General features: G+C 67.7%; 19 protein-coding genes and 3 pseudogenes. 13 read left to right on the top strand and 9 right to left on the bottom strand.

The annotated features are described in order from the left end of the window. The first annotated feature begins 2 nt into the window (after positions 1-2). The 3 genes from ACH34S_RS25150 to ACH34S_RS25140 all read left to right on the top strand — a co-directional run bounded on the left by ACH34S_RS25150 (position 3) and on the right by ACH34S_RS25140 (position 2,949). Positions 3-1,022 carry a hypothetical protein gene (locus ACH34S_RS25150; RefSeq protein WP_395955241.1) on the top strand — a complete coding sequence of 340 codons (1,020 nt, stop codon included), beginning with the start codon at positions 3-5 and terminating at the stop codon, positions 1,020-1,022. 943 nt (positions 1,023-1,965) lie between these two features. Next, positions 1,966-2,343 carry a hypothetical protein gene (locus tag ACH34S_RS25145; RefSeq protein ID WP_395955240.1) on the top strand — a complete coding sequence of 126 codons (378 nt, stop codon included), beginning with the start codon at positions 1,966-1,968 and terminating at the stop codon, positions 2,341-2,343. 54 nt (positions 2,344-2,397) lie between these two features. Continuing rightward, complete coding sequence (locus ACH34S_RS25140) at positions 2,398-2,949, top strand: ASCH domain-containing protein (RefSeq protein WP_395955239.1); 552 nt, start codon at positions 2,398-2,400, stop codon at positions 2,947-2,949. Here the strand turns inward: ACH34S_RS25140 and ACH34S_RS25135 are convergent. Continuing rightward, on the bottom strand, positions 2,946-3,461 hold the full coding sequence (locus ACH34S_RS25135; protein WP_395955499.1) for an AAA family ATPase: 516 nt from the start codon (positions 3,459-3,461) through the stop codon (positions 2,946-2,948). The two genes, ACH34S_RS25140 and ACH34S_RS25135, sit on opposite strands and share 4 nt — an antisense overlap. A 219-nt stretch (positions 3,462-3,680) precedes the next feature. Here ACH34S_RS25135 and ACH34S_RS25130 point away from each other — a divergent pair. The 3 genes and pseudogenes from ACH34S_RS25130 to ACH34S_RS25120 form a co-directional block, all read left to right on the top strand. Then, positions 3,681-3,923 (top strand): annotated as a pseudogene (locus tag ACH34S_RS25130) (transposase); the annotation flags it as partial. After that, a complete protein-coding gene (locus ACH34S_RS25125) occupies positions 3,920-4,168 on the top strand; it encodes an IS3 family transposase (protein WP_395955238.1) in 249 nt (82 codons plus the stop codon). The pseudogene ACH34S_RS25130 and the gene ACH34S_RS25125, both read left to right, overlap by 4 nt. Continuing rightward, positions 4,165-4,677, top strand: coding sequence for a DDE-type integrase/transposase/recombinase (locus ACH34S_RS25120; RefSeq protein WP_395955237.1), 513 nt, complete (start codon positions 4,165-4,167; stop codon positions 4,675-4,677). Before ACH34S_RS25125 ends, ACH34S_RS25120 begins: the two co-directional genes overlap by 4 nt. Positions 4,678-5,037: 360 nt before the next feature. On the opposite strand, the gene ACH34S_RS25115 is transcribed toward ACH34S_RS25120, so the two are convergent. Next, positions 5,038-5,598 carry an OmpA family protein gene (locus tag ACH34S_RS25115; RefSeq protein WP_395955236.1) on the bottom strand — a complete coding sequence of 187 codons (561 nt, stop codon included), beginning with the start codon at positions 5,596-5,598 and terminating at the stop codon, positions 5,038-5,040. Between the two features lie 495 nt (positions 5,599-6,093). Between ACH34S_RS25115 and ACH34S_RS25110 the strand changes: the two genes are divergently transcribed. Together ACH34S_RS25110 and ACH34S_RS25105 are read left to right on the top strand one after the other, a co-directional pair. Next, positions 6,094-8,766, top strand: coding sequence for a hypothetical protein (locus tag ACH34S_RS25110; RefSeq protein WP_395955235.1), 2,673 nt, complete (start codon positions 6,094-6,096; stop codon positions 8,764-8,766). Continuing rightward, positions 8,711-9,565, top strand: coding sequence for a phosphotransferase (locus tag ACH34S_RS25105; RefSeq protein ID WP_395955234.1), 855 nt, complete (start codon positions 8,711-8,713; stop codon positions 9,563-9,565). Before ACH34S_RS25110 ends, ACH34S_RS25105 begins: the two co-directional genes overlap by 56 nt. Positions 9,566-9,604: 39 nt before the next feature. Here the strand turns inward: ACH34S_RS25105 and ACH34S_RS25100 are convergent, their stop codons facing one another. The 6 genes and pseudogenes from ACH34S_RS25100 to ACH34S_RS25075 all read right to left on the bottom strand — a co-directional run bounded on the left by ACH34S_RS25100 (position 9,605) and on the right by ACH34S_RS25075 (position 15,444). Then, positions 9,605-9,775, bottom strand: a complete 171-nt coding sequence (locus ACH34S_RS25100; RefSeq protein WP_395955233.1) for a hypothetical protein — start codon at positions 9,773-9,775, stop codon at positions 9,605-9,607. A gap of 31 nt (positions 9,776-9,806) precedes the next feature. Beyond that, a pseudogene (locus ACH34S_RS25095) lies at positions 9,807-10,019 on the bottom strand (DUF6328 family protein); the annotation flags it as partial. A gap of 184 nt (positions 10,020-10,203) precedes the next feature. After that, positions 10,204-10,536, bottom strand: coding sequence for a GlsB/YeaQ/YmgE family stress response membrane protein (locus ACH34S_RS25090; RefSeq protein WP_395955232.1), 333 nt, complete (start codon positions 10,534-10,536; stop codon positions 10,204-10,206). 1,089 nt (positions 10,537-11,625) lie between these two features. After that, the gene (locus ACH34S_RS25085; protein WP_395955231.1) at positions 11,626-11,952 is read right to left on the bottom strand and encodes a hypothetical protein; all 327 of its coding nucleotides are present in this window, start codon (positions 11,950-11,952) and stop codon (positions 11,626-11,628) included. Positions 11,953-12,261: 309 nt separating this feature from the next. Further along, on the bottom strand, positions 12,262-14,502 hold the full coding sequence (locus ACH34S_RS25080) for an NACHT domain-containing protein (RefSeq protein ID WP_395955230.1): 2,241 nt from the start codon (positions 14,500-14,502) through the stop codon (positions 12,262-12,264). 336 nt (positions 14,503-14,838) lie between these two features. After that, entirely contained in the window at positions 14,839-15,444 is a 606-nt protein-coding gene (locus ACH34S_RS25075; RefSeq protein WP_395955229.1) for a hypothetical protein, read from the bottom strand. A gap of 278 nt (positions 15,445-15,722) precedes the next feature. On the opposite strand from ACH34S_RS25075, the gene ACH34S_RS25070 reads away from it, so the two are divergent. The 5 genes and pseudogenes from ACH34S_RS25070 (at position 15,723) to ACH34S_RS25050 (ending at position 19,105) form a co-directional block, all read left to right on the top strand. Further along, positions 15,723-16,475 (top strand): sugar ABC transporter substrate-binding protein, encoded by a 753-nt coding sequence (locus ACH34S_RS25070; RefSeq protein ID WP_395955228.1) that lies wholly within the window; start codon positions 15,723-15,725, stop codon positions 16,473-16,475. A gap of 105 nt (positions 16,476-16,580) precedes the next feature. Further along, positions 16,581-17,469: pseudogene (locus tag ACH34S_RS25065) on the top strand (IS5 family transposase). 120 nt (positions 17,470-17,589) lie between these two features. Then, on the top strand, positions 17,590-17,850 hold the full coding sequence (locus ACH34S_RS25060) for a hypothetical protein (protein WP_395955227.1): 261 nt from the start codon (positions 17,590-17,592) through the stop codon (positions 17,848-17,850). 12 nt (positions 17,851-17,862) lie between these two features. Beyond that, positions 17,863-18,048: a hypothetical protein gene (locus ACH34S_RS25055; RefSeq protein WP_395955226.1), complete on the top strand. Its 186-nt coding sequence runs from the start codon at positions 17,863-17,865 to the stop codon at positions 18,046-18,048. 379 nt (positions 18,049-18,427) lie between these two features. Next, positions 18,428-19,105, top strand: coding sequence for a hypothetical protein (locus tag ACH34S_RS25050; RefSeq protein WP_395955225.1), 678 nt, complete (start codon positions 18,428-18,430; stop codon positions 19,103-19,105). A 23-nt stretch (positions 19,106-19,128) separates the two neighbouring features. Here ACH34S_RS25050 and ACH34S_RS25045 read toward each other — a convergent pair whose 3' ends face one another. Continuing rightward, positions 19,129-20,979: a 2-oxo-4-hydroxy-4-carboxy-5-ureidoimidazoline decarboxylase gene (locus ACH34S_RS25045; RefSeq protein ID WP_395955224.1), complete on the bottom strand. Its 1,851-nt coding sequence runs from the start codon at positions 20,977-20,979 to the stop codon at positions 19,129-19,131. Between the last annotated feature and the right edge of the window lie 13 nt (positions 20,980-20,992).

The following is a 20,992-nucleotide window of genomic DNA, read 5'->3' as shown; positions in this document are numbered from 1 at the left end:
TCATGCGCGACCCTGACACGTTCGCTGAGCGACTGCGCGAGGCCGCTATCGACCCCAGCCGCCGCCGACTCCTGGTATCCGTCCTCGCCAACTCCGACCAAGAGCCCGACCTTTCCGAAGCGGTGGTCTGCGAAGGACTCGGCCGCATCCGCCATTTCCGCCAAGCCACCTCAACCGGCTGGCCCAACAATCCTTTGCCCATCGCACCGGCGGCGCAAAAGCTCGGCTTACCCCGGCCACCCCAGATGATGCCCGCGCTCGTATACCAGAACGCGGTCTGCAACTGGCGATGCTGGTACTGCTTCGTGCCATTCAATCTGCTGGCCGGACATCGGGACCACTCCCGCTGGGTTACCGCTGAGCACCTGGTCGCTCTGTTCCAGCAGCTACCCGCAAACCACAGGCCTGCGATCATCGATCTGTCCGGCGGTCAACCCGACCTAGTTCCCGAATGGACCGTCTGGATGCTCGATGCACTAAACGACGCAGGACTCGCCACTCAGGTCTACCTCTGGAGTGACGATAACCTCAGTAACGACTACCTGTTCCGCTACCTGCGCGACGAAGAGATCAGCAGGCTCTCAAACACTGCGAACTACGGCCGCGTATGCTGCCTGAAAGGATTCGACCACGACTCGTTTGCGTTCAACTCCGGAGCGCCCACCAAACATTTTGACCGGCAATTCGGGCTTCTGCGCCGCCTAGTGCGAACTGGAATGGACCTCTACTGCTACGTCACGCTTACTACCCCAACACCGCCGGTAGCGCCACTCGATGTGATGCGGCGGTTCGTCGATCGTCTGCAAGACATCGACGAGTACCTTCCCTGGCGGGTGGTCCCTCTTCAAATCACCGTCTTCGGTCCGGTTGGGCCACGGATGCGCGCACCCCATGAGGAAGCGCTAGGTGTCCAGGACCAGATGGTCGATGCGTGGAACACCGTCCTTGCTGAGCGATCCCACGGCCCGGCCTACACCTCCATCGTCAACGTCCCCCTTGGGGACAAGCCACAAGGCAGGTAACTCGACAATGACCATCGTCCCGGCCGTCGCCTATGACCGGTTCGCCGAAATGCGTGACCGCCGGGTCGCGGTTGCGGCCGCGACCATTGGCATCTCCGCTGGCAGCGTTCCTTCCGAAGAACAACTCGCCCACCTCGCCTGGCACGTTGGGGTAGTGGAGCCCAGCCAGTTGGCTCCGCTGTTGTCCCGCTATCCCATTCCTGTGACCACCGCGCGTTGCACAGCCGCTCACCGCCAAGTACCAGATCCGCTCCAGGAGCTCCTTCCGCTGCCGCATCCACTGGACTACGAGTGGCGGTTCGAACCACGTACACGCGCTCTTCTCGCCGACCGTTGCCACGACTTCGCCGGCGACAGCGGCGCAATCGCTTTGCTGGGAACTCCCACCCTTGTCCCACACTTTCGCGGTCGTACCAGGGACCTGCTCCTCGTTGACTCGAATGCTGGCGTCATGTCAGCGCTCGACAGAGCTGACCTACTCGGCACAGTCGAGCGATCATTGGCCGACCTACGAAGCTGGAGTCCGCCACGAGCGTGGGCTCACCGAGCAGACGTTGTGATCGGCGATCCGCCCTGGTATCCCGGCGGCTTCGCCACATTCGTCCACACAGCCGCTCTACTGGTCCGTCCTGGCGGCACAGTTCTGCTTTGCGTCCCCGACGTGCTCACCAGACCATCCGCCGCTCCCGAACTCCAGGATGTCCAAGCCCTCGCCGAACGTGTTGGCCTGAGTCTGCAGCAAGTTCAGCCTCGTAGCTTGCGTTACCGGACACCGTTCTTTGAGTACCGAGCCCTACACGCTGCCGGTGTCACGCTGGTCCCTCATGACTGGCGCGCTGGCACCCTATGGCAACTGACTAAGCGGCCCGTTGTGGCAGCGCCTGAACCTCACGCGGACTCACTTTCCGCCCCATCATCACTGACCTGTGCCGAGAATACCGAGGTGGCCCTCGGTAATGTGCGCCTGCGCGTGCTCGACCTTCCTAGTCGAGCTTCGGGCAACCTGGCATTTAACACACTCGTACCAGGCGACACGCTCCGTAGCGTCAGTCGGCGCCACTCAGTTCGCGCACGGGCCAATGTATGGACGTCAGGCAACTCTGTGCTTACATGCCCCGACTCTCGCCTCGCCGCCACGTTCCTGTACCAACTCGGTGCCCGTACCTTTCCGCTCACACTACGAGACGCCACAGACACGATCGTCGAGTTTGGCATTCGCCATCACATTCCTCTGGAAGACATGCGCCAGGCGATCACCAAGATCGACGAAATCGTTACAGCCGAGCAAGCCGCCTACCAGACATACTGCTCGGGCATCTAAGCGACACACCCTCAAGATCCTTGCCCTGCGGCACAGGACTGACAGGGTGTGGCCATGCACCCGCCACCCGCCCCCTCGATCGGTCTCAACGAGATCGACAAGCTCGCTGCACCAGTCGCTGAGGCCCGCGACAGCCCGGAGTGGCTACACAGGTGGGCACAGGACGTACTAGCCAGCATCGACCGCGGCACGCACCTTGCGGTCATGTCGGGGCCATACCTCGGACTGCTCCTTGATGGCCGCAAAACGATCGAGTCACGCTTTAGCCGGCATCGGGTCGCACCCTTCGGGCAGGTTACAGCAGGAGATGTCATCTTCTTCAAGAAAACAGCAGGCCCGGTCAGTGCAGTCGGCCTCGCCGGTGAAGTCCGCCACATCGAACTCGACAAGACCCCCCTTGAGGAGGTCGCAACCCGGTATGGCGAAGGCATTGCCCCCGCAGATGATGGCTTCTGGGCCGACCGCTCCCGTGCCCGCTACGCCACTCTTATTACCATGGCAAGCATCACCACCATGGAGCCATTCAGCATTCGGAAAAGAGACAGACGTGGCTGGGTCGTCATCGCCGGCTCCGCAACGCCAACAGCTCAGGGGATCCTCTTCTAGGGCTCTGCGAGCAGGGTCGCCAACGCGCTCAGTGCTGGTGTGCTGTCCCCGGTGCCATCGACCAAGAGGTCGGCCATACCACGCAGCTCTGGCAGCTCGCTCTCTGTCGAGTGTGCCATGATCTCATCCAAGCCAGGCTGATCGAAAGCATCGCGCAAGAGTCGGCGACGACGAATTCGCGGTTCAGCGTCCACGAACACGAGTACCGTCTTACGCCCCTGCGCCCGACGAACCAACAAGGCGTACACTTCGATGTGGCGTACGCCATCAACAATTATACGCGGTGCATGCACAACCGGGGAAAGAACCTGTTCACAGAGCCCAACAGGGTCAGACCGCACCCACTCCTCACCGACGTGCTGCCAAGACCTGCGCTCAGCCGGAAGCCCAAGTTCCGCCGCCCGAGACCGCACCACATCCCCGAATCCAACACACACACCCCCAGATCGATCAACCACCCTTCGAGCGAAAGTCGACTTTCCGGAGCGCACCGAGCCGGCAACTATCACCATCCACCGAATATCAGCCACGCCTAGACAATAGACGACGGGAGTAGGCGTTACTGCAGTTATGGCCTCTGGTGGCAGCTTCTCCTCAGAGCCAACTCGGGCTTCCCCTCGTAGCGTGGAGACCTGAACCAGAGAGATGGTTGGTCGTGGGAGACAAGAAAGGCCGGTTCGATCCGAGAGTTCCGCGCGGGAGCGGTACGGATCGTCTAGGAGACCGGTAAGCCTGTTGCGCAGGTCGCGCGGGAGCTGGGGATCAGTCCCTACACGTTGCACAACTGGGTGAAGAACGATCGGGCGCAAAGTGGTGCCGACAGCGGGGAACTGGGCGAGTCCGAGCGCGAGGAACTGGCGCGGTTGCGGGCCGAGCGGGCGGTCTGGGAGAAGGAGAAGGCCGAGCTTGAGGTGGAGCGTGATGTCCTCAAGCGCTCTGTGGTCCTGTGGGTGAAGGACTCGATGAACCGGTGATCGTGGCGGAGTTCATCGCGTCCCAGAGGACCACTTTCGGTATCCCGCATGCGATCGCCTGCCGGGCCTTTGGGGTCTCGCAGTCCTGGTTCTACAAGTGGATCAACCGCGAGCCGACCGCCCGCCGGCAGCGGTGCGCTCGGCTGGATGAGGAGGTCAAGCGCCTGTTCACCGCCTCGGGTGACACATATGGATCCCCGCGGATCACCCGTGACCTGCACGAGGCGGGCTGGAAGGTCTGGTGAACACGGTGGCGGCGCGGATGGCCGGGCTCGGGCTGGCCGGACGTCCGCCCAAGTGGAGATGGTCGCTGACCCGTCCGGGACGCCGGCCAGCCGCGCCCGATCTGGTGCGCCGTAACTTCACCGAGGTGGCGCCGGACGTGCTGTGGTGCGGGGACGTCGCACAGCTCGGCACCGCAGAGGGGCCGATCTACCTGGCCACCGTGGAGGAGTGGTTCTCTCGCCGGATCCTCGGCCACGCCATGTGCGCCCACCACGACGCGGCGTTGGTGGTCGCGTCGCTGCAGATGGCGGCCGCGACACGGGGCGGGGACGTGGACGGGGTCATCTTTCATACCGACCGCGGGTCGGAGTACACCGCTGCCCGCACGGCGGCGGCCTGCCGGGCGCTGGGGGTGGTGCAGTCGATGGGGCGGGTCGGGTGCGCGCTGGACAACGCAGCCGCCGAGGCGTTCAACTCCATGCTCAAGGTCGAGTTCGTCCACCGGCACCACCCTGGCCACCCGGGGTGAGGCGCGCATCAAGGTCACGACCTGGATCACCGACCTCTACAACACCACCAGGAGACACACCGCCAACGATGGGCTCGCCCCGATCGGCTTCGAGGGTCAGATGGCAGAAGCACGGGGAACTTCAACGGCCCATTTCAGGGCCGAAGTGACATAACACCGTCTCCACGCTTTCAGAGGATTGACAACTGGCTCCGGGACGATAACGCACCACTTCCTGGAGCACACCACCGACCCGCCCACCGAACTCGACACCGTCGTCAAGGTGCTGCCGTCCCGGGGGCCACCTGCTAATCGAGTTGCCCGATCCCGAGTCCTGGTTCGGCCGTGCCCTGCGCGGCTTCTGTGCCCCAGGCTCGCGCCCTAGCAGCTGAACACGGTCCCCATCGAGAACCTGCGCGGCGCTGGCACATCGTGGGAGCTTGTAACTTCAGGTGTGGAAAGAACTTGCAGGTAGAAGGCCGGTTTTGGTTTACCTGATGCGTCCTGGATAGGCGACAGCGAGTTCGTTGAGTGCTTCGCGCCAGGGCGTCCGAGCCGTGCCCGGCGGCCCGGTAGGTGACGCCCGGCTTGGTGACCAGCGGCGTCAGCGCCTGCTGGACGGACTGCGCGCGGCGCCGACGAGAGCGGCTCGTTGATCGCGTCGTCGTCGGTGTATCCGTCGATCTTGACCACGGTCGCTTTGGACGAGTTGATCCGCGCCGCCACGTTCGGCAGCGCCGACCGGGCGCGCGGGCTGAGATCGGCCTTGTTGACCGCGAACAGCACGTCCGCCGACAGCCTGACCTCGACCGTCTGGTCGTTCTCGGTCTGCTCGCCGGACCCGTCCAGCGCCTCGGAATGGTCGATGAGCGGGACGATGTCCGGTTCGGCGAGAGTGACCTTCGCCGGGTCCCGCTCCTCCTGCCCGGGCGGCGGTTTCACCGGGCCAGGCCGGTCGGTGATCGGTACGTTGATGAAGCGTGTTCGGCACCATCAGCATCACCTCGCGCACCGGCGGCACGGGAAGCCGGCGAAGCACTCGAAGGTCTCACCCGGTTCCCTAGCGCGCCGGGCTCGTGCGGCGCCTATCCGGTCGATCATTGAGGGGATAATTCGTCAATCCGAAAAACGGTCCTCAGCCTCATTGCCGGGCGGATCATGCGCAGGTTCACGGGCACTGGCGGTGCCCGGCATGGGACTTCTCAGAATGATCAATGGGGTCGGCGTTCACTGGATTTGATCACCAGCGGAACTCGGCGTCGCCGGGCGGTGGTGAATTCTGGCGGCCAGCCTGAACGGGCGGCGGCTTGATCGGTATACTGGAAACGTCGATTGGGCGCTACTTCGCCTGACCCGTGTGGCATTATCTCCGCAGCCCGGAGTGACAAATGCAGCGGGCGGTTTCCATGCGACCGAGTTCCCCCCGAGGAGTCTTTGATGGGTTTCCCCGACGACCGGGCTGCCGGTGAGTTCGTCCGCGGCTTCCGGACGGCGGTGGCGCCGGAGTACCGGAACCGGTCGGGCCTGGCGACCAGCCCGCCGCCGTTCATCCTGCGGGTACCGGAGTCCGCGTACCCGGACGGCGTGGACCGCGTGGTCGGAGCGCTGAACGCGGCGCTCACCGACAACGGCAAGCTCGTGCCGTTCGCCCACCTGCCCGCCGAGGACGACTCCGCCCTGCTGTCCGACACCGCCGGCGTCCAGATGATGATCGGCACACCGGAGCACATGACGCCAGACCGGTATCCGAATTTCCTCGTCATGCGGGACCTCATCAACTATGCCCGGCAAAATCCGGATGCCTGGCAAAGCGGCCCGCAGGCGCGCGAACTGCGGCGGTACGCGAGCGAGCAGCGGGCCCAGCGCGGCGGCCCGCTGAGTTTCACCAGAATGGAGGGCCCGAGTCCGGATGGGCTCATGGGCTTCCTGATGAGGATCAGCTGGCTGTCGTTCGTCCAGCGCCTGCCCAAATGGCTGTGGGCCCGCTGGAGGTCCCGCACGGTGATGCGCCGCTGGCTGGGCGCCGAACCGATCGCCGGAGGAGGCAAGAACCTCTTTCGCGTGATCGACAGCGCCGCCGGACTGTGGAGTTCGCAGCTACGGAACGACCCGGAGCATGAGGAGGCGCTTCAGCAGCTCGACCAGCTGCTGTACCGCGCCCTCCTGGAGGATCTGCGCACCCCGGCCGTCGGCGGCGTCCTGCCCCGCCGGCGGCGCAGGACCGCTCGTCCCGTCGTCCTGGTGGAACTGCCGCCGGCGGGCGAGCGGGGCGCCCGCGCGGCCGAGCGTTTCCTGCGCTCTGCGCATGGCGCGCGAGAAACCGCCCGGCCGCCGGGGCCGCTCATCGTGGCCGTCGGACGGCCGTCCGAGGCCCTGCTCGCCGACCTGGACAGTCCCGCCGAGCTCACGTTCGCACAGGCCAGTGTGCGTCTCGCCGAGAAGGACGGGCCCCCGGTCCTGGTCACCTTCACCGAGGAGGCGTTCCAGAGGCAGGGGCAGGGCCTCGACCTGGACAAGGTCGCGCCGAAGACGTTCAAGCTCAGCTGGACGGTCCCCACCGCGATCACGGCCTGCGTGATCCTCCTGATCCTGCTGGGCAGCGGAGGCACGATCGTTCCGCGGGTCCTCGAAGATCACAGCTGTGTTGGCGGCACCGAGTCCGTCGCCGAGTCCGCGCGGACCGCTCCCGTGCCGACCGATCCCAAGGCCTGGTACGAGGCGGTCGTACGGAAGATCGACGAGCAGAACGCGCAGGCGGAGAACGCGGCCCGCCAGGACAAGCACAAGATCGTCCGGACCGTGGTGGCGTTCGAGTCCAACGTCCCGACGGACAAGGAGAAGACCCGCTTCGACGGCACGATCCCGGAACTGCGCGGCATCGCGCTCTGGCAGAAGAAGCTGCTTGAGGCCGCGGTGTCCGACGACAAGGCCGTCGCGCTCCGGGTCCTCATCCGGCCCACCGGCGAGGAGTTCGCGAACGCCGAGGCGGAGGCGCGGCGGCTCGCTGCGGAGGTGAAGGCGCAGGCCGCTGACGACAACACCCCGGCCTACGCCCGGATCGTCGGCGTCCTCGGCTACGCGCAGAGCCGGAACGAGACCCAGGCCGCGCTGCGGGTCCTCGGCGAAGCGGGAATCCCCACGGTCGGCACCACGGCGACCGCCGACGAGATGCCGACCGGCAAGGCGAACGCCGGCTACTGGCCCTTCACCCCGGCCAACTCGACCGAGGCGCGGATCGAGGCCGACTTCGCGAGCGGCCAGAACATCGTCGTCGACCGCGGCTCCGACGACCACTGCACCCCAGCCCGCCAGGCCCTCATCATCGAAAGCTCCGCCGACCTCTACAGCCGGAGCCTCGCCGACAAGTTCCGCGGCGGGTTCGGGGGCACCTCCCAGGTGTTCAACTTCAACCAGGAAGGCCTCTTCGAGAACGCGCCGCAGACCGTCCCGGCGAGGAACATCTCCAGCGCGGACCAGCTCGCGAGCGCTCTGTGCGACGCGCTCAAGGCCGAACCGGCGTCCGTCGTGTACTGGTCGGCGCGGGCCCGCGACTTCACGGCCTTCATCAACGCCATGGACAGCCAGGGCACCTGCATCGGCCACGACATCACGATCCTCGGCGGAAACGAGCTCACCAACGTCGCCCTCACGGGCGCCTTCAACGACAAGGACTGGCTGCGGCTCTACTACTCCGCGCATCGGCTGCCCGCCACGGACAAGCGGGCCAGTGACAAGACCCGCAAGTTCGTCGACGAGTACAACGCGATGGTGAGGGAGACCACGAAGGGCACCGACCCCTGGGTCCAGGACGGTCATTCCGCCGTCTCCTACGACGCCTTCCATGCCCTGTCACGGGCCGTCGACCAGGCCGGCCGTGTGCTGAACGGGAACGTCACCCCCCAGTCCGTGCTCGTCGCCCTCGGCGGAGGCATCACCTTCGACGGCGCCACCGGGTACGTCTCCTATCGGAAGGACATCAACGCGCCACCCGCCGACAAGACACTCGTTCTGCTCCGGCAGCTTGCGGACCGTCCGGAGGCCGTCGTGGTGTGCGGTGCGTACAAGCCGGGGACGTCGAGCGGCAAGCAGGGACCGCCCTGCGCTCGCTGAGAAGCCGTGTTCCGGACGCGAACCCGGTTTGAGCGCGGAATCGGCACGTTATTGGTTCGGGCAGGATGGTCGGGTGTCCGAGTCCTCGCTGCCTGGTGGTTTGGTGAACGTCAGCGTCCGTGTTGGTGACACGGTGCGGCGACGGCCTGGCACTGACGCGGAGTTCGTCCATCGGCTCCTTGGTCTGTTGGAGCGGGGCGGCTGGGACGGGGCGCCACGGTTCTTGGGAATGGACGAACGAGGCCGGGAAGTGCTCAGCTTTGTCGACGGTCATGTGGCGTGGGAGCCGGTTCAGCCGCCTGAGGTCGACAGTGACGAGAGCTTGATGCGGGTCGCCGAGCTGGTCCGGGAGTTTCACGACCTGACGGCCGCGACGGACCTGGCCAGGGACGAAGAAGTGGTGTGCCACAACGATCTGTCGCCGAAGAACACGGTGTATCGGGATCTGGGCGCGGGATTGCGGCCGGTGGCCTTCATCGACTGGGACCTGGCGACTCCCGGACGCCGAATTCATGACGTCGCGCATGTTTGCTGGCAGTACGTGGGCTTGGGGCCCGGCATCTCCGATGTCGGGGAGACGGCTCGGCGAGTCCGGTTGGTCTGTGACGCCTATGGGCTGATCGACAGGCGCGAACTGATCGATGCGATTCTGTGGTGGCAGGATCGCTGCTGGCGCGGCATCGCCGCCGCCGCAGAAGCCGGTGACGAGGCAATGGTCCGCCTTTGCGAGGCCGGGGTCGTGGGCGAGGTACAGGCCGACTACGCGTGGGTCGAGCAACACCGCGCCGAATTGGCATAAGCCTTGAAGAAGGTGCTCGCCGCAGGTCGGTCGGGGACATCATGGTGCGGGGGCGGCCAGGAGGGAGGTGGCGGACGGTGTCCCAGATCCGGTGGAACGCGGACTCCACCTCGGGGAACGGTCGCCGAGCAGGCGGGCCCACGCCCCCGCGTCCTGGGGCAGGACGCTCGCGCCGCCGAGCAGGCCGGTCGCGGCGATCGTCTCGTGCATCGCGTCGGCGATCTCCCGCGACCGGGGCGGAGGTCAGCGCAAGGTAGTACAGGCCGCGGTCGAAGTCGGCGACCTCGGCGAATCCGAGCGAGAACGGGACGGTCAGCAGAAAGGCGAACAGCACCTGCACCCCGGTGACCGCGACCCGGGCCCCGTGCAGGAGCCCGACGAAATTGCGGTCCGCACGTTCACCGGTGTTCTCCCGCGGCGAACCCGCCGGGACGGGCGTCTGTTCAGCGTTCATCATCGAACTCCTCGGCCGGCGGTCCGGCCGGCCGCGGCGAGCTTGGCGGGCGGGCGGCATTCATGGATGCACCTGGAGGACCGCGATAACCGCTGGCGATGGGCATCACGCACGGCACTTCAGGGGCAGGGCGCCGGACCGCTGATGGCGCGGGCCACCGCGGCCGGCTGCCGGGCGGAGCGAGTCATCCGCGCCCGGCCCGACGTCCGGAGCGTCCGCCCGCACGTCGGCCGGAGCGCCGGCCGTTGCCGCGCCCACTGCCGCGTGAGGTGATGAGGTGGTAGGCGAGCAGGAGAACCGTCGATCCTGCGATGGCGGTGATCCAGGTGGAGAGGTCGAAGGATCCCTGGACGCCGTCGACGTCGAACAATCGGGTGGCGAGGAAGCCTCCGAGCAGTGCTCCGGCGACGCCGATCAGGGTGGTGACGATCAGTCCTTGGGGGTCTTTGCCGGGGATCAGTGCTTTGGCGATGAACCCGGCCACCAGGCCGAGGATGATCCAGGCGATGATGCCCATGACCGAACTCCTGGACGAGCCATGATTCGGCGCCCACATTGCTCTCCTGCTGCTCGGTGAACTTCCAGAACCGGACATCGGGAGATGCTTCCCCGCCGTGCTGAGGCAGATCCCGAAGTCCCCGCGTGGCCGCAAGTAACGCCGCGACCGTATCCGGCAGATGGCTTAGGTCTGTCGCGGCGTTGGCCAGCATCTCCGCACTTTCGTGCAGCCTGTGCAGGTCCTTAGTCGCGTGATATAGCATCTCCGCGCCGCCAGGCAAACGGTCCAGATCCCTGGAGGCGAAATGCGACATCTCCGCGCCGCCCGGCAAGTGATGCAGATCCTTGGAGGCATGGTGCAACATTTCCGCACTCTGAGGCAGCCCGGCGAGGTTCTGGGCGGCGTCGTGGAGCATGCCGATCGATTCAGGGTCCAATCGCGGATAGTGCTCCATCACGCCCCGCAGGAGCTGAGCAAGTTCGGGGAACTTGTCGGTGACAGCGGCCATGTCCGCCCGAATCTCACCCATCGCGTCGTCGAGCATGGTCTCCATGGAGGCTTGATCTAGATCCCGCAGTCCCGCAAGGCTTCCCCGAGGCTTCTTCTCTCGGTTGGCCTTCCACTCCCTCAGAAGGTCGGCATGGTACGTAACGACATCATGATCAACTATATCGTGGCATGGATCGCAAAGCAGGATCAGGTTGGGGAAGGCGTTCCGCTCAGGTATCGACATCGTCTTAATCGCCCGAGGACCGTCGTCCTCAAAAGCATGGATGTGGGCCACTACGACGTTCTTCTTGAGGACCCCATTCCTGAATCTGATCGTTGGCTCGCCACACTCCGGGAAGTAGCAGCCTCCTCCCGAGAGTAGATGGAGGGCTTCGACAACCCCTGCACTGTACCTACGAGTGGCCATCCGCAACCCCTGTCCAGTCGAGCGGAGCGCGCTGACTTTCGATGCTCGGGCCAAACATAACCACGACCCCTGACAGTCCAGCCGGTTTAGATCAGGGTCCACCAGGAGGGCGATGTTGCGGCGTCGCCTGGCGCCTGTCTTGTGGGAGACCGTGAGCTCCCGCAGTGGCTAGGAGCCTGCGGTCCAGGGCATCATCCGGTGATGATCGCGCTTGTCAAACCGGTCAGTCCGGCAAAGGAAGCATAGGCGTGCAGGGCGAAGTGATGCGGCTGGTCCCCAATGCGTCTACGAGCAAATCCAGCAGGCGTCCGGGGGGGGGGTGGGTACCCGTCGGCCTGGGTGATGAGGTAGTCGCGGGCACGATGCTTGCGGGCCTGGGCGGTAAGTGCGTCCCGGTAGGCGGGGTTGGCGTTGATGCGCTGTACCAGGTCGGGGAGGCGCTGTTCGGCGTCGGCGTAGTGACGTTGTTCCGCGACCATCGCCGTCTGGATTGCGCGGTCGGTCGCTCGCCACAGCACGCCCCGCGAATCAGGGGTGCCTGGTCGCGTTCAGTGTGAGGGTCAGATGGGGTCAAACGATCAAGAGGCTGGTTCTCGCCCACGGCACCCGCATCAATCCTCGATCGGTGGATCCGCCACAGCACGAAAACGACGCTCCTATGTTTGGGCAACCGGGGCCATCGTGACCTCCGGACGTGCGGTCACAGTCACGATGGGGGCGGCGGGCGGACGACCTGGCTGATGGTGCGTCGGGAAGCCGGGGCGTATTGCTGCGTGCCGACCCCGCCAAGACGGTGCCCCGTCGGTGGAGACCGGTGTCGTGTTTGGTCAGGTGGGTGGTTGGTAGGTGGCGGCGAGGTGGTCGTGGAGTTCGGCGTGGCGGAACTGGTAGAGGGGGCCGACCGCGCGGAGCAGGCCTAGGCGGTGGCAGTCGTCCAGGAACGGCATCAGCTGGCGCGGCAGCAGGCCTGCCCAGGCCAGCCGCCAAGTTGCGACCAGATACGCTGACCAGGCCCGATGATGACCGCTCAAGAGCCCGCCCGGGAATCCGACCACGAGCCCGGCGAGCCCGCCTGCGATGCCGCCCGCGAATCCGAGCGTGACCCCGCCTGTGAGCCCGAGTATGATCCCGCCCGCCAGGGTGTTGGTGCTGATGCGGACCAGACTCAGGGTCCGGTCGGCGCGCCAGTTGCCTATCGGTGTCGCGGCGTGGTGGGCCTGCGTTGGTGTCTCCGCCCAGTCCACGAACCCGCGCACGATTCCGCCCACGATCCCGGCCGCGAGGATGAGCACGAGCACGGGCGTGAGCCAGTCCGTAAGCCCAAGCACGTACCTGGCCACGAGCCCGTACACGGGTCCGAGGACGGCTGCGGGTCCGAGCACGCCTCCGATACCCAATGCGAGTTTGCGCGCGAGTTCGGCCGAGCGCTGGCGGATGCGCAGGTCGGTGTGCCCCGGTGTGTCCCGCGCCCAAGACCGTGCCGCGTGCCCGACCATGGGCCAGGCTACGGCCCCGTACAGGACCCCGATTCCGAGCCCACCCGCGGGCCCGAACATGAGCCCGGCCGCGAGCCCGGCCATGACGGTGATGAGCAGGGTAAGAGTGAGTGCGGTGGCGCGGAGGATGGTGCGCGTGGTGGTGGCCAGCTGCCACCAGGCGAAGTCACGGGTTCCCCGGTCGCCGTCGGCCGTCGCAGGTTGGCGCGTGAGGTAGCTGGCCAGGTAGCCCAATCGGCGCCGCACCTGGGCAGGGTCGTGGTGCTGGCGAGGCCGAAAGGGTTCGGCCAGGCTGTCGCTTGGCGGGCGGGTGGCGATCAGTGCGGGGATGAGCTGGTCGAACAGGTGTGCCCGTAGCGTGGCGGAGTCGGGAAAGCGGTCGGTGTCGGTCAGTTCGGATGGGTCGGCGCGAGGCGCGGAGTACACCGAGCGGAGCAGCCACAGGCCCAGCGGAGTGGCGGCGATGGCTGCCAGCGCGGCATACGGCCCGCTCGCTGCCGGGCCAGGGGGAGTCTGATCGGCGGGGGGCGTGGAGCGCAGACCGGCCAGAATCAGCTGCCAGCCCGAGCCGGGGCTGGGCGGCAGCCAGCGGGTGAGGTAATCGGCGGCGTCCACGGGAGACAGAGGGCGTGGTTCCAACACGGCGGCGGAGGTCACCACGTCGCCGGCCTGGGTGACAGCGGCGGTGAACTCAATGGTGCGGCTGGTGAGGATGAGCTGGTCGTCACCGCCCAGGGACCAGTTCAGCGCACTAATCACCGTGGCCTGAGCGGCCGGGGGCAGCTCGTCCAGGCCGTCCAGAACCGGCAGGATGTGCCCACGGGCGGTCAGAGCCCGCGCGACCTTGTCGCCCAGGTCGGGCGAGCGCAATGCCGGATAGTCGCGGATGAGTCGGTCGGCCAGCCAGTCGTGCAGCCGAGGGTATTGCTCGGTATCCCAGCCAGCCACCGGCAGCAGCACCGGGACCGGCTCGTCTTGGTGCCGGTGGCGGGTGGACAGCAGGTGCAGGAGGAGTTGCAGCGCTAGGGTGGTCTTGCCCGCCCCGGGCCCGCCCAGGATCACTAGGCGGCTCCGCCGGGTGCGGCGGAACCGGTCGGCCAGCGCGGCGATGTCGGCGCTGGAGGCCGTCCACCACACCCCGCTCTCGCTCGTGGCGGTGGGGTCGATGAGATCGGGATGGTCCATGATCGCGGCGGTGTGCGTGCCCGGCGCGGGGGTGCGCCAGCGCACAGGGATCGGGTCGGGGTCATCCAGCGACCGCCGCCGGGCCTCGTCCTTCCATTGCTCGGCCACTAACTCGGCTAGCAGGTCCTTGGCGCGCGACAGCGCATCGAGACCGGGGACAACATGCACGGACAGCTCGCGAGAGCGGTGCCGCGCCCACCGCAGCGCCAGGATCAACGGCGCTGCGGCGGCCAGCACGAACCCGCCGGTGAGCTGGGCGCGGTTCGCCGAGGTCTGCAACCCGTCCTTGCCGGATAAGGAGGCAAGAGTCCACACGCCCAGGCCCAGCACTCCAGCCAGCGCTGCCAGGACCGCCAGCCATGGCCACCAGGCCCTGCCATTGCGCATACCCGCCATCCTGGACGACTTAGCCTCGCGACGTGGACGGAGTCAAAAAGTGGCCTCCTTGGGCAACTGACTCCCCAGCCCGCATCGCTGGGGGCCCGTCCATCTACCGCCGTCCAGGCTGACCAGCCAATCATCATCCGTGGCCGCTCGCCGTCGTTCCGCCTGTCTGCCTTCCTCCAGATCTCATTGACTGTTAACGATCACCGTTGTGCGAGTGAGGACTCGGTAGATCTCGCGGGCGACGTAGCGCTCTCGGTGGGGCGCGTCCGGGCCTCGGCCTGCTGGCGGGTTGCTGGCGTCAGCCCAGCGCGCAGGTGACGATCGGCCTCCGGGGAGTCAGTCGTTCTCCGTGGCGGGCAGCGCGGAGACGGTGAGGGACTGGGTGGACATGTCCATGTCGATCACCCCGCCGCCCTGTGCACGGAGCTGCCTCCAGGCGGTGTAGCCGGTGAGGATGGCCTTCTCCCAATCGGCGGCGCGGTGGGCGCCGACCTCGACGTCCCGGCTGTCGTCGGCCAGACCGTCGACGAACCGCTGGATGCTGTCGTTGAGGGAATCGTGACCACCGGACCCGGGTACGGGCGTCAGTGGTACGTTCGTGATGATCAGAAGATTGTCGGGCACCGGGTTCCTGCCCGAGGCAGGATCGGCCCAGGCCTCAAGCTCCTCCCGGACCTGGCCCCACAACCAGGAGGCGTTGTCGGCCGGCCGGGGCGCCAAGTCCCTCTTGTGCTTGACCTGGAAGACCGTGTACCCCTCCCAGACCTCACCGGTCCGGTCTTCGGTCTTGTGCCAGATGACCGGGGCCTTGCAGTACAGGTCCCGGCCACCGTCGCGGCCCGCCCCCATCACCTGGACACCGCTGCCGAAGATCTGCACCGATAGCGCCGCTGCGAGATCCTGGAACCCGGTGGGCCCCAACTGCTCCAGGTTGTACGCCACTGAGTCCTTCCCCCTTATCCGGCCCCCTCGTCAGGAGCGAACCCGATCGACCAAACTAGCCTTGTTGCGCGCGAGCCGCCTGAACTGGCGGAATCTGGTCAATGGCCGGAGCCGCCCTCATCGTCTTGCGCTGTATCCCCTCCTCCCGTGCCCGCTCGACGCCGCATCGGGGGGCAGTGCCTCGGGTCATGCTCGCGGGCCGGCTCAACGGCTCGCGGCGGCTGGTGATCGCGTGGACGATCACTTCCAAGGTGACCTCGTGACGCGCTGGTGAAGGCATGCGCGAGGCCGAGCGGCGTCTTGACCTGTTCCGGCCTGTCCGGGGTGTAGGGCGTCCCGAAACCGCCGCGCCGCCCGGAACGAAGACCAACCTGTTCGTCGGCAACAGCAACACCGAGGTCGGGCGCGCCCTCGGCGAGGAGTTCGTCAAGAACGTCCCGCCGGGCACCAAGGGCGAGGTCGTCATCGGCCTCGCGATTCCCGGCCTGCGGCTCCTTGAACAGCGCGTCGAGGGGCTCGTCGCCGTCATCAAGAAGGAACGTCCCGAGCTGACGATCAAAGGCCCGCTGGACATGAAGTCCGAGCCGACCGAGAACTTCAACGCCTGGAACTCGGTCGTCAAGGCGAACCCGAAGGCGATCGCCTACCTTGGGGTCGGCTCGCAGGACGGCGTTTCGCTGCCGCTGATCCAGAAGCAGACCGGGCGCAAGTTCCTCGCGGGCTCCTGCGACCTCGACCCGGCCGCGTTGAAGGCCGTCAAGGACGGGCAGCTGTTCGCCGTCTCCTCGCCCGAGCACTGGCTGAAGGGTTACGTGTCGATCGGGCTGCTGATCCAGAGCAAGCGCGATGGCAGGAAGCTGCCCGAGGGCTGGTGGAACCCCGGCACCCTGATCGTCAACTCCGGCAACATCGACGAGGTCATGAAGCGGCAGGCCAACGAGCAGAGCCGCAACGCCTACTTCAAGGCCCTCGCCGAGAAGCAGGTCGGCAACCCCGGCCAGTACCTCAAGCCGCTGAACCAGGCCAACTGAGAGGGTTGTTTGTAGTGGATTGCCCTGTTGTGGGTTTGGCGGGCTGGTGAGGGCTTGGTTGCCGCCCTGTTGACGCTCGGTCCTTGCCGGGTTGCCGTGGGTGGCATGGGAGTCGAGGGCGAGGGAGCGCGCAAGCCGTATCGCAGTGATCTGTCCGATGAGCGGTGGGCGTTGATCGAGCCGGTCATCGTGGCGTGGAAGGCGCGGCACCCATCGGTGTCGGGCCATGAGGGCCGGTATCGGATGCGGGAGATCGTGAACGCGATCCTGTATCAGGAGCGGACGGGCTGCGGGTGGGAGTACCTGCCGCATGATCTGCCGCCCCGTTCGGCGGTGTACTACTACTTCGCCCGGTGGCGCGATGACGGGCTGGCCCAGACGATCCATGATCTGCTGCGCGGCCGGGTCCGCGAGGTCGCCGGACGGGCGGAGGATCCCTCGGCGGTGGTGATGGATTCGCAGACCGTGCACGCCGCGGCCGGGGTGCCCTCGGCCACGACCGGGCTGGATGTGGGGAAGAAGAGCCGGGGCCGCAAACGCGGGATCGCCACCGATGCGCTGGGCCTGCTGATCGCGGTGGTGGTGACCGCCGCGAGTGTGCACGACAACGCCATCGGGATCGAGCTGTTGGACCGGGTCGCCATCGGCAACCCTTCGGTGCGCTCGGCGTGGGTGGACGCGGGATTCAAGAACGCGGTCGCCGCTCACGGCGCCGGGCTGGGCATCACGGTCACCACGGTGCGGCCCGAACCGGGGATCAGAGGGTTCACCCCGGTGCCCAAGCGGTGGGTGGCCGAGCAGACCTTTCGGCACCACCATGCTGCACCGGCGGCTGGCCCGTGACTACGAGAAGCTGCCCGCCAGCAGCGAGTCCCACCTGTACTGGGCGGCCACCGACCGGATGACGCGCCGGCTGACCGGCACCACCACCCACTGGCGCGACACCCCGCCCCCGCCCGCGGCCCAGGTTCTGGCCGCCGGTGCGGTCGCGTGACCGGCCAGCCGCCCCCGTCGGTCCCCGGACCAGCTCCTGCGCCGCCTGGCCGACGACCGTGACGCGGCCCGCGCCCGTGTCGAGCGACTCACCGCCGAGCTCGCCGACGCCCGCCAGCAGTTGGAACGGCTGGAGGTCACGCACCAGATGCTGCTGGAACTCGCCGGTGCCGCCGGGCCGCCACTCCCGCCGGCCTACCGCGACATTCTCGATCTGCTGACCATGGCCGGCGAGGGGGACCACGATGCCCAGGCGCTGATCGGGCGCGTCCGTCAGCTCTGGGATGACCCGGCCCTGCGGCGCCTGCTGCTCCGAGAGACCGCTGCCGGATGGCCCCCGCACCTAGGGGACACAGGACCCAGACCACCGGCCGGTGACTAACGGTTCCTCGCAGTGGTCGCGGCGGACGAGGCTCGTGCCACGGTGGCCGCCGCGGCGTACATGGAGGCGGCGGACGTGGTGGGCGCGGAGGCGGGCGCCATGGAGATGGCGGCGCGCGGTGTGAAGGCCCCGGTGGACGAAGCGGGTGCCCTGCAGGTAGCGGCGGATGTCGTGGTGCGGACCCCTGCTGGAGGTTGAGCGGGTCTTCACCGTGGCGGGCGGCGATCAGTTCCAGCCCCGTTCGGTGGCCCGTATTCCGGTGCCGGCCGGCCTCGAATACTCGCGGCACCACTCGCCGATGTAGCGGCGACGCACCTCACGGAGGGCAGAGCGGATGTCGGCCACCGATCCGGGCGCACCGTCGCGACTTGTTCATCGCCGAATGCTGGGTCCCCCCGGACTCCACGCGGTACTTCGATACGAAGGGCTGACCGGCTAGCTGATCGCGCGGGTCGGCGGCGTCTCTGGACGATGCCCGCTGCGCGGTCGACGATGCCGAGACGCTTCTGTCCTGATCGGGCCTCCCGCTGGCATGGCGCCGACACGTACTCGAATAGGCGGCGGCGCTGCTGGATGTGTGCCGGTCGGCGCGGTCTTCGGCGGTTGGCGGGGCGGGCTCGCGGCCTGGTCCGTCTTCGCCGCCGCCACGCTGGCGATCTGGCTGCCGCAGACGCGCCGCGCCGCCGTCCCGGCCGAGCCCGGCGCCCGCACGGCGGGCCTGACGCGCAGCCCGGTCGCCTGGGCGGTCACCCCGCTCTTCGCGACGCAGTCCGTGCTCGCCTTCGTCGTCATGGCCTGGCTGCCGACCGTCTATCTCGACGCGGGCTTCGCGCCGGACGAGGCCGGCGCGCTCTTGGCCGCCGCGCTTCTCGTCGGCGTGCCAGTGTACTTCGCCGTCCCGGTCCTGGGAGCGCTCGGCGCGGGAACGACCGTCGCCGAGATCGCCGGCCTGACCGGCCTCCTGCTCCGCCCGGAGACGACGCCCTGGCTTTGGGCCGTGCTCATCGGCATCGGCGGCGGCGCGTTCCCGCTGACCCTGGCCCTGTTCAGCATGCGGACCCGCACTGCGGCCGACACCGCCGCTCTGTCGGCGATGGTCCAGACCGCCGGCTATCTGCTCGTCGCGTCCGGCCCGTTCGCCGTCGGCGTGCTCCGCGACGTCACCGGTTCCTGGACCATGCCGATATCGCTCCTCCTGGCCATCTGCGCCGCGCAAACGGCCCGGTTCTTCAGCGCCGGAAACCACGCTTCGTAGGAGACACCGGCTGAGCGGGACCTTCAGGGGGTTGACGTGGTCAGGGCGGCGGTCGTGCGGCGCAGCCTCGTCCGGACGATCGCGGTCAGCTCCGCATGGGCCACCGAAAGTTCCCGCGACCGGGAGTTCTCCATGCGGCGCCGGATGTTCGCGACGAGTTCTGCGCCGCTCCGTCCTTCGGCCGCGACGAGGTAGGTGAAGCCGAAGTGGTCCCGGTAGGACGCGTTGAGCCGGGCCAGTTCGCGCAGCAGCATCAGCGACGCGGCGAGAGAGGACTGTTCGAGCCGGGAGAAGTTCGCCGCCAGGTCCGCGGTTCCGGTGGTCGCGCCGATCGGCGGGTGCTTATCCACGAGCGTCGTCAGCGAGTCGTCCGGCAATGCCGCGAGGCCCGTGCGGGCCGCCTCGTCCAGCGCGTCCCAGGTGCGGTACGGCCGCCCGGCGACGAGCCGGTCCGCCCACGGCGCCCAGCCGCAGCAGGCGTACGCCAGCTCGGTGGCCCGGCGCATGCCGAGCCCGTCGAAGACCTGCACACCCGCCTCGACGGCGGAGCCGGTCACCTCGACCGGGACGGTGTCCGAACGGCCGCGCAGATCGGCGAGGGCCTTGTCGGTGACCTCGGCCACGCGTTCCGGCTCAAGCCAGCGCGGATACCGCTCGATCTCGGCCACCGCGGCATCGAGGGCACGCCGGACGGACGCCGCCTCCTCGCCGGTGAACGTCTCGCCACGGGACTCCGCCAAAGCCGCGGCCATGTCGTCGGTGCCGAGGCCGTCCCACACCCACTCCAGCCGCGCGCCGACCATTCCGGGAGCGACGCACGACGACGGCGGCGGGAAGGCGTCCGGCCCGCCGCGCAGGACGGCCGCGACGTCGCGCGGCATGTGCCGCAGGTGGGCGTACCGGCCGACGACCGGTTTGAGCGGCGGGACGGGAAGCCCCGACTCCTCGGCCACCGTCCGCGCGAGCCGGGTGAGCGCCGACAGGTCGATGCCGGTGCGCACGCCGTAGAGGGTCTCCAGGGCCAGCACCACCTCCTCCAGCGCGGCGAACCCGCACCGGTACGACACTCCGCCGGCGGCGACGTCCGGAGACGCACCGGCCGACGCGGCCGCGAGGGTGCACGCCGTGGCGAGGCCGAAGTCGTCGTGGGTGTGCATGGTCAGCGGCACGGGCGCCGCCAGCCGGTCGCGGAACTCCCGGACGAAGACCTTCATCGCTTCGGGGCCGAGACTGCTCACCGAGTCCATGAGGTCGATCCGCAGCGCGCCGAGCTCGATCGCCCGGTTGACCGCGGGCACCATCTCGTCGAGGTCGCGCAGGCCGACCTGTGCGACGGTGACGGTGACGCCGACGTCCAGGCTGCGGGCGATCTCGAAGAGCGCCTCCAGTTCGTCGAGCTGGCGCGCCCGGGCGTCGGAGGCGGCGGGGACGATCCCCGGGGCCAGCGTGTCGGCGCCGAGGTCGACCAGCAGTTCGGCCGTTTCGCGCATGCCGACCGCCGTCGCGCGCGTCCCGTCGGTCAGCCGCGTCCCGTCGGACAGCAGGGTGTCGGCGAACACGTTCAGGGTGAACCCGAAGTCGCGGGAGCCGACGGCCCGGACCAGTTCGAGCTGGCGTTCGGGCGGCGTCGTGCCGCCGGTCCAGTCGACGTTCAGGCTTTCGTGCCGCACACCGGCCGACGCGAGTTCCTCGGCGATGCGCAGGAATCCGCCGATGGTGGTGACGGTCCCGGCCGTGAACAGCGTCTTGCGGAGTGTGCTGTCGATGAGGGTGAACGGGTCGGGCCAGTCGTACGCCTCGTGAAGCTCCGGCCGGGTGTTGAAAGGGCTGACCCGGAATTCGCCGTCCACATTCCATCCACGACTGTCGCGCATTTCTGTTTCTCCC

Origin of the sequence: Actinomadura sp. 3N508 (genome assembly GCF_044326375.1) — a bacterium.
Classification (GTDB): Bacteria; Actinomycetota; Actinomycetes; order Streptosporangiales; family Streptosporangiaceae; genus Spirillospora.
Note: the sequence above shows the minus strand (reverse complement) of the source record. Positions and strands in the feature narration are given on the sequence as shown.

Excerpts from the sequence above, each read along its gene's own strand:
- ACH34S_RS25045 (WP_395955224.1), bottom strand. The coding sequence starts at position 20,979 with ATGCGCGACAGTCGTGGATGGAATGTGGACGGCGAATTCCGGGTCAGC.
- ACH34S_RS25070 (WP_395955228.1), top strand. The coding sequence starts at position 15,723 with ATGCGCGAGGCCGAGCGGCGTCTTGACCTGTTCCGGCCTGTCCGGGGT.
- ACH34S_RS25150 (WP_395955241.1), top strand. The coding sequence starts at position 3 with ATGCGCGACCCTGACACGTTCGCTGAGCGACTGCGCGAGGCCGCTATC.
- ACH34S_RS25140 (WP_395955239.1), top strand. The coding sequence starts at position 2,398 with ATGCACCCGCCACCCGCCCCCTCGATCGGTCTCAACGAGATCGACAAG.
- ACH34S_RS25110 (WP_395955235.1), top strand. The coding sequence starts at position 6,094 with ATGGGTTTCCCCGACGACCGGGCTGCCGGTGAGTTCGTCCGCGGCTTC.
- ACH34S_RS25090 (WP_395955232.1), bottom strand. The coding sequence starts at position 10,536 with ATGGGCATCATCGCCTGGATCATCCTCGGCCTGGTGGCCGGGTTCATC.
- ACH34S_RS25100 (WP_395955233.1), bottom strand. The coding sequence starts at position 9,775 with ATGCACGAGACGATCGCCGCGACCGGCCTGCTCGGCGGCGCGAGCGTC.
- ACH34S_RS25080 (WP_395955230.1), bottom strand. The coding sequence starts at position 14,502 with ATGCGCAATGGCAGGGCCTGGTGGCCATGGCTGGCGGTCCTGGCAGCG.
- ACH34S_RS25135 (WP_395955499.1), bottom strand. The coding sequence starts at position 3,461 with ATGGTGATAGTTGCCGGCTCGGTGCGCTCCGGAAAGTCGACTTTCGCT.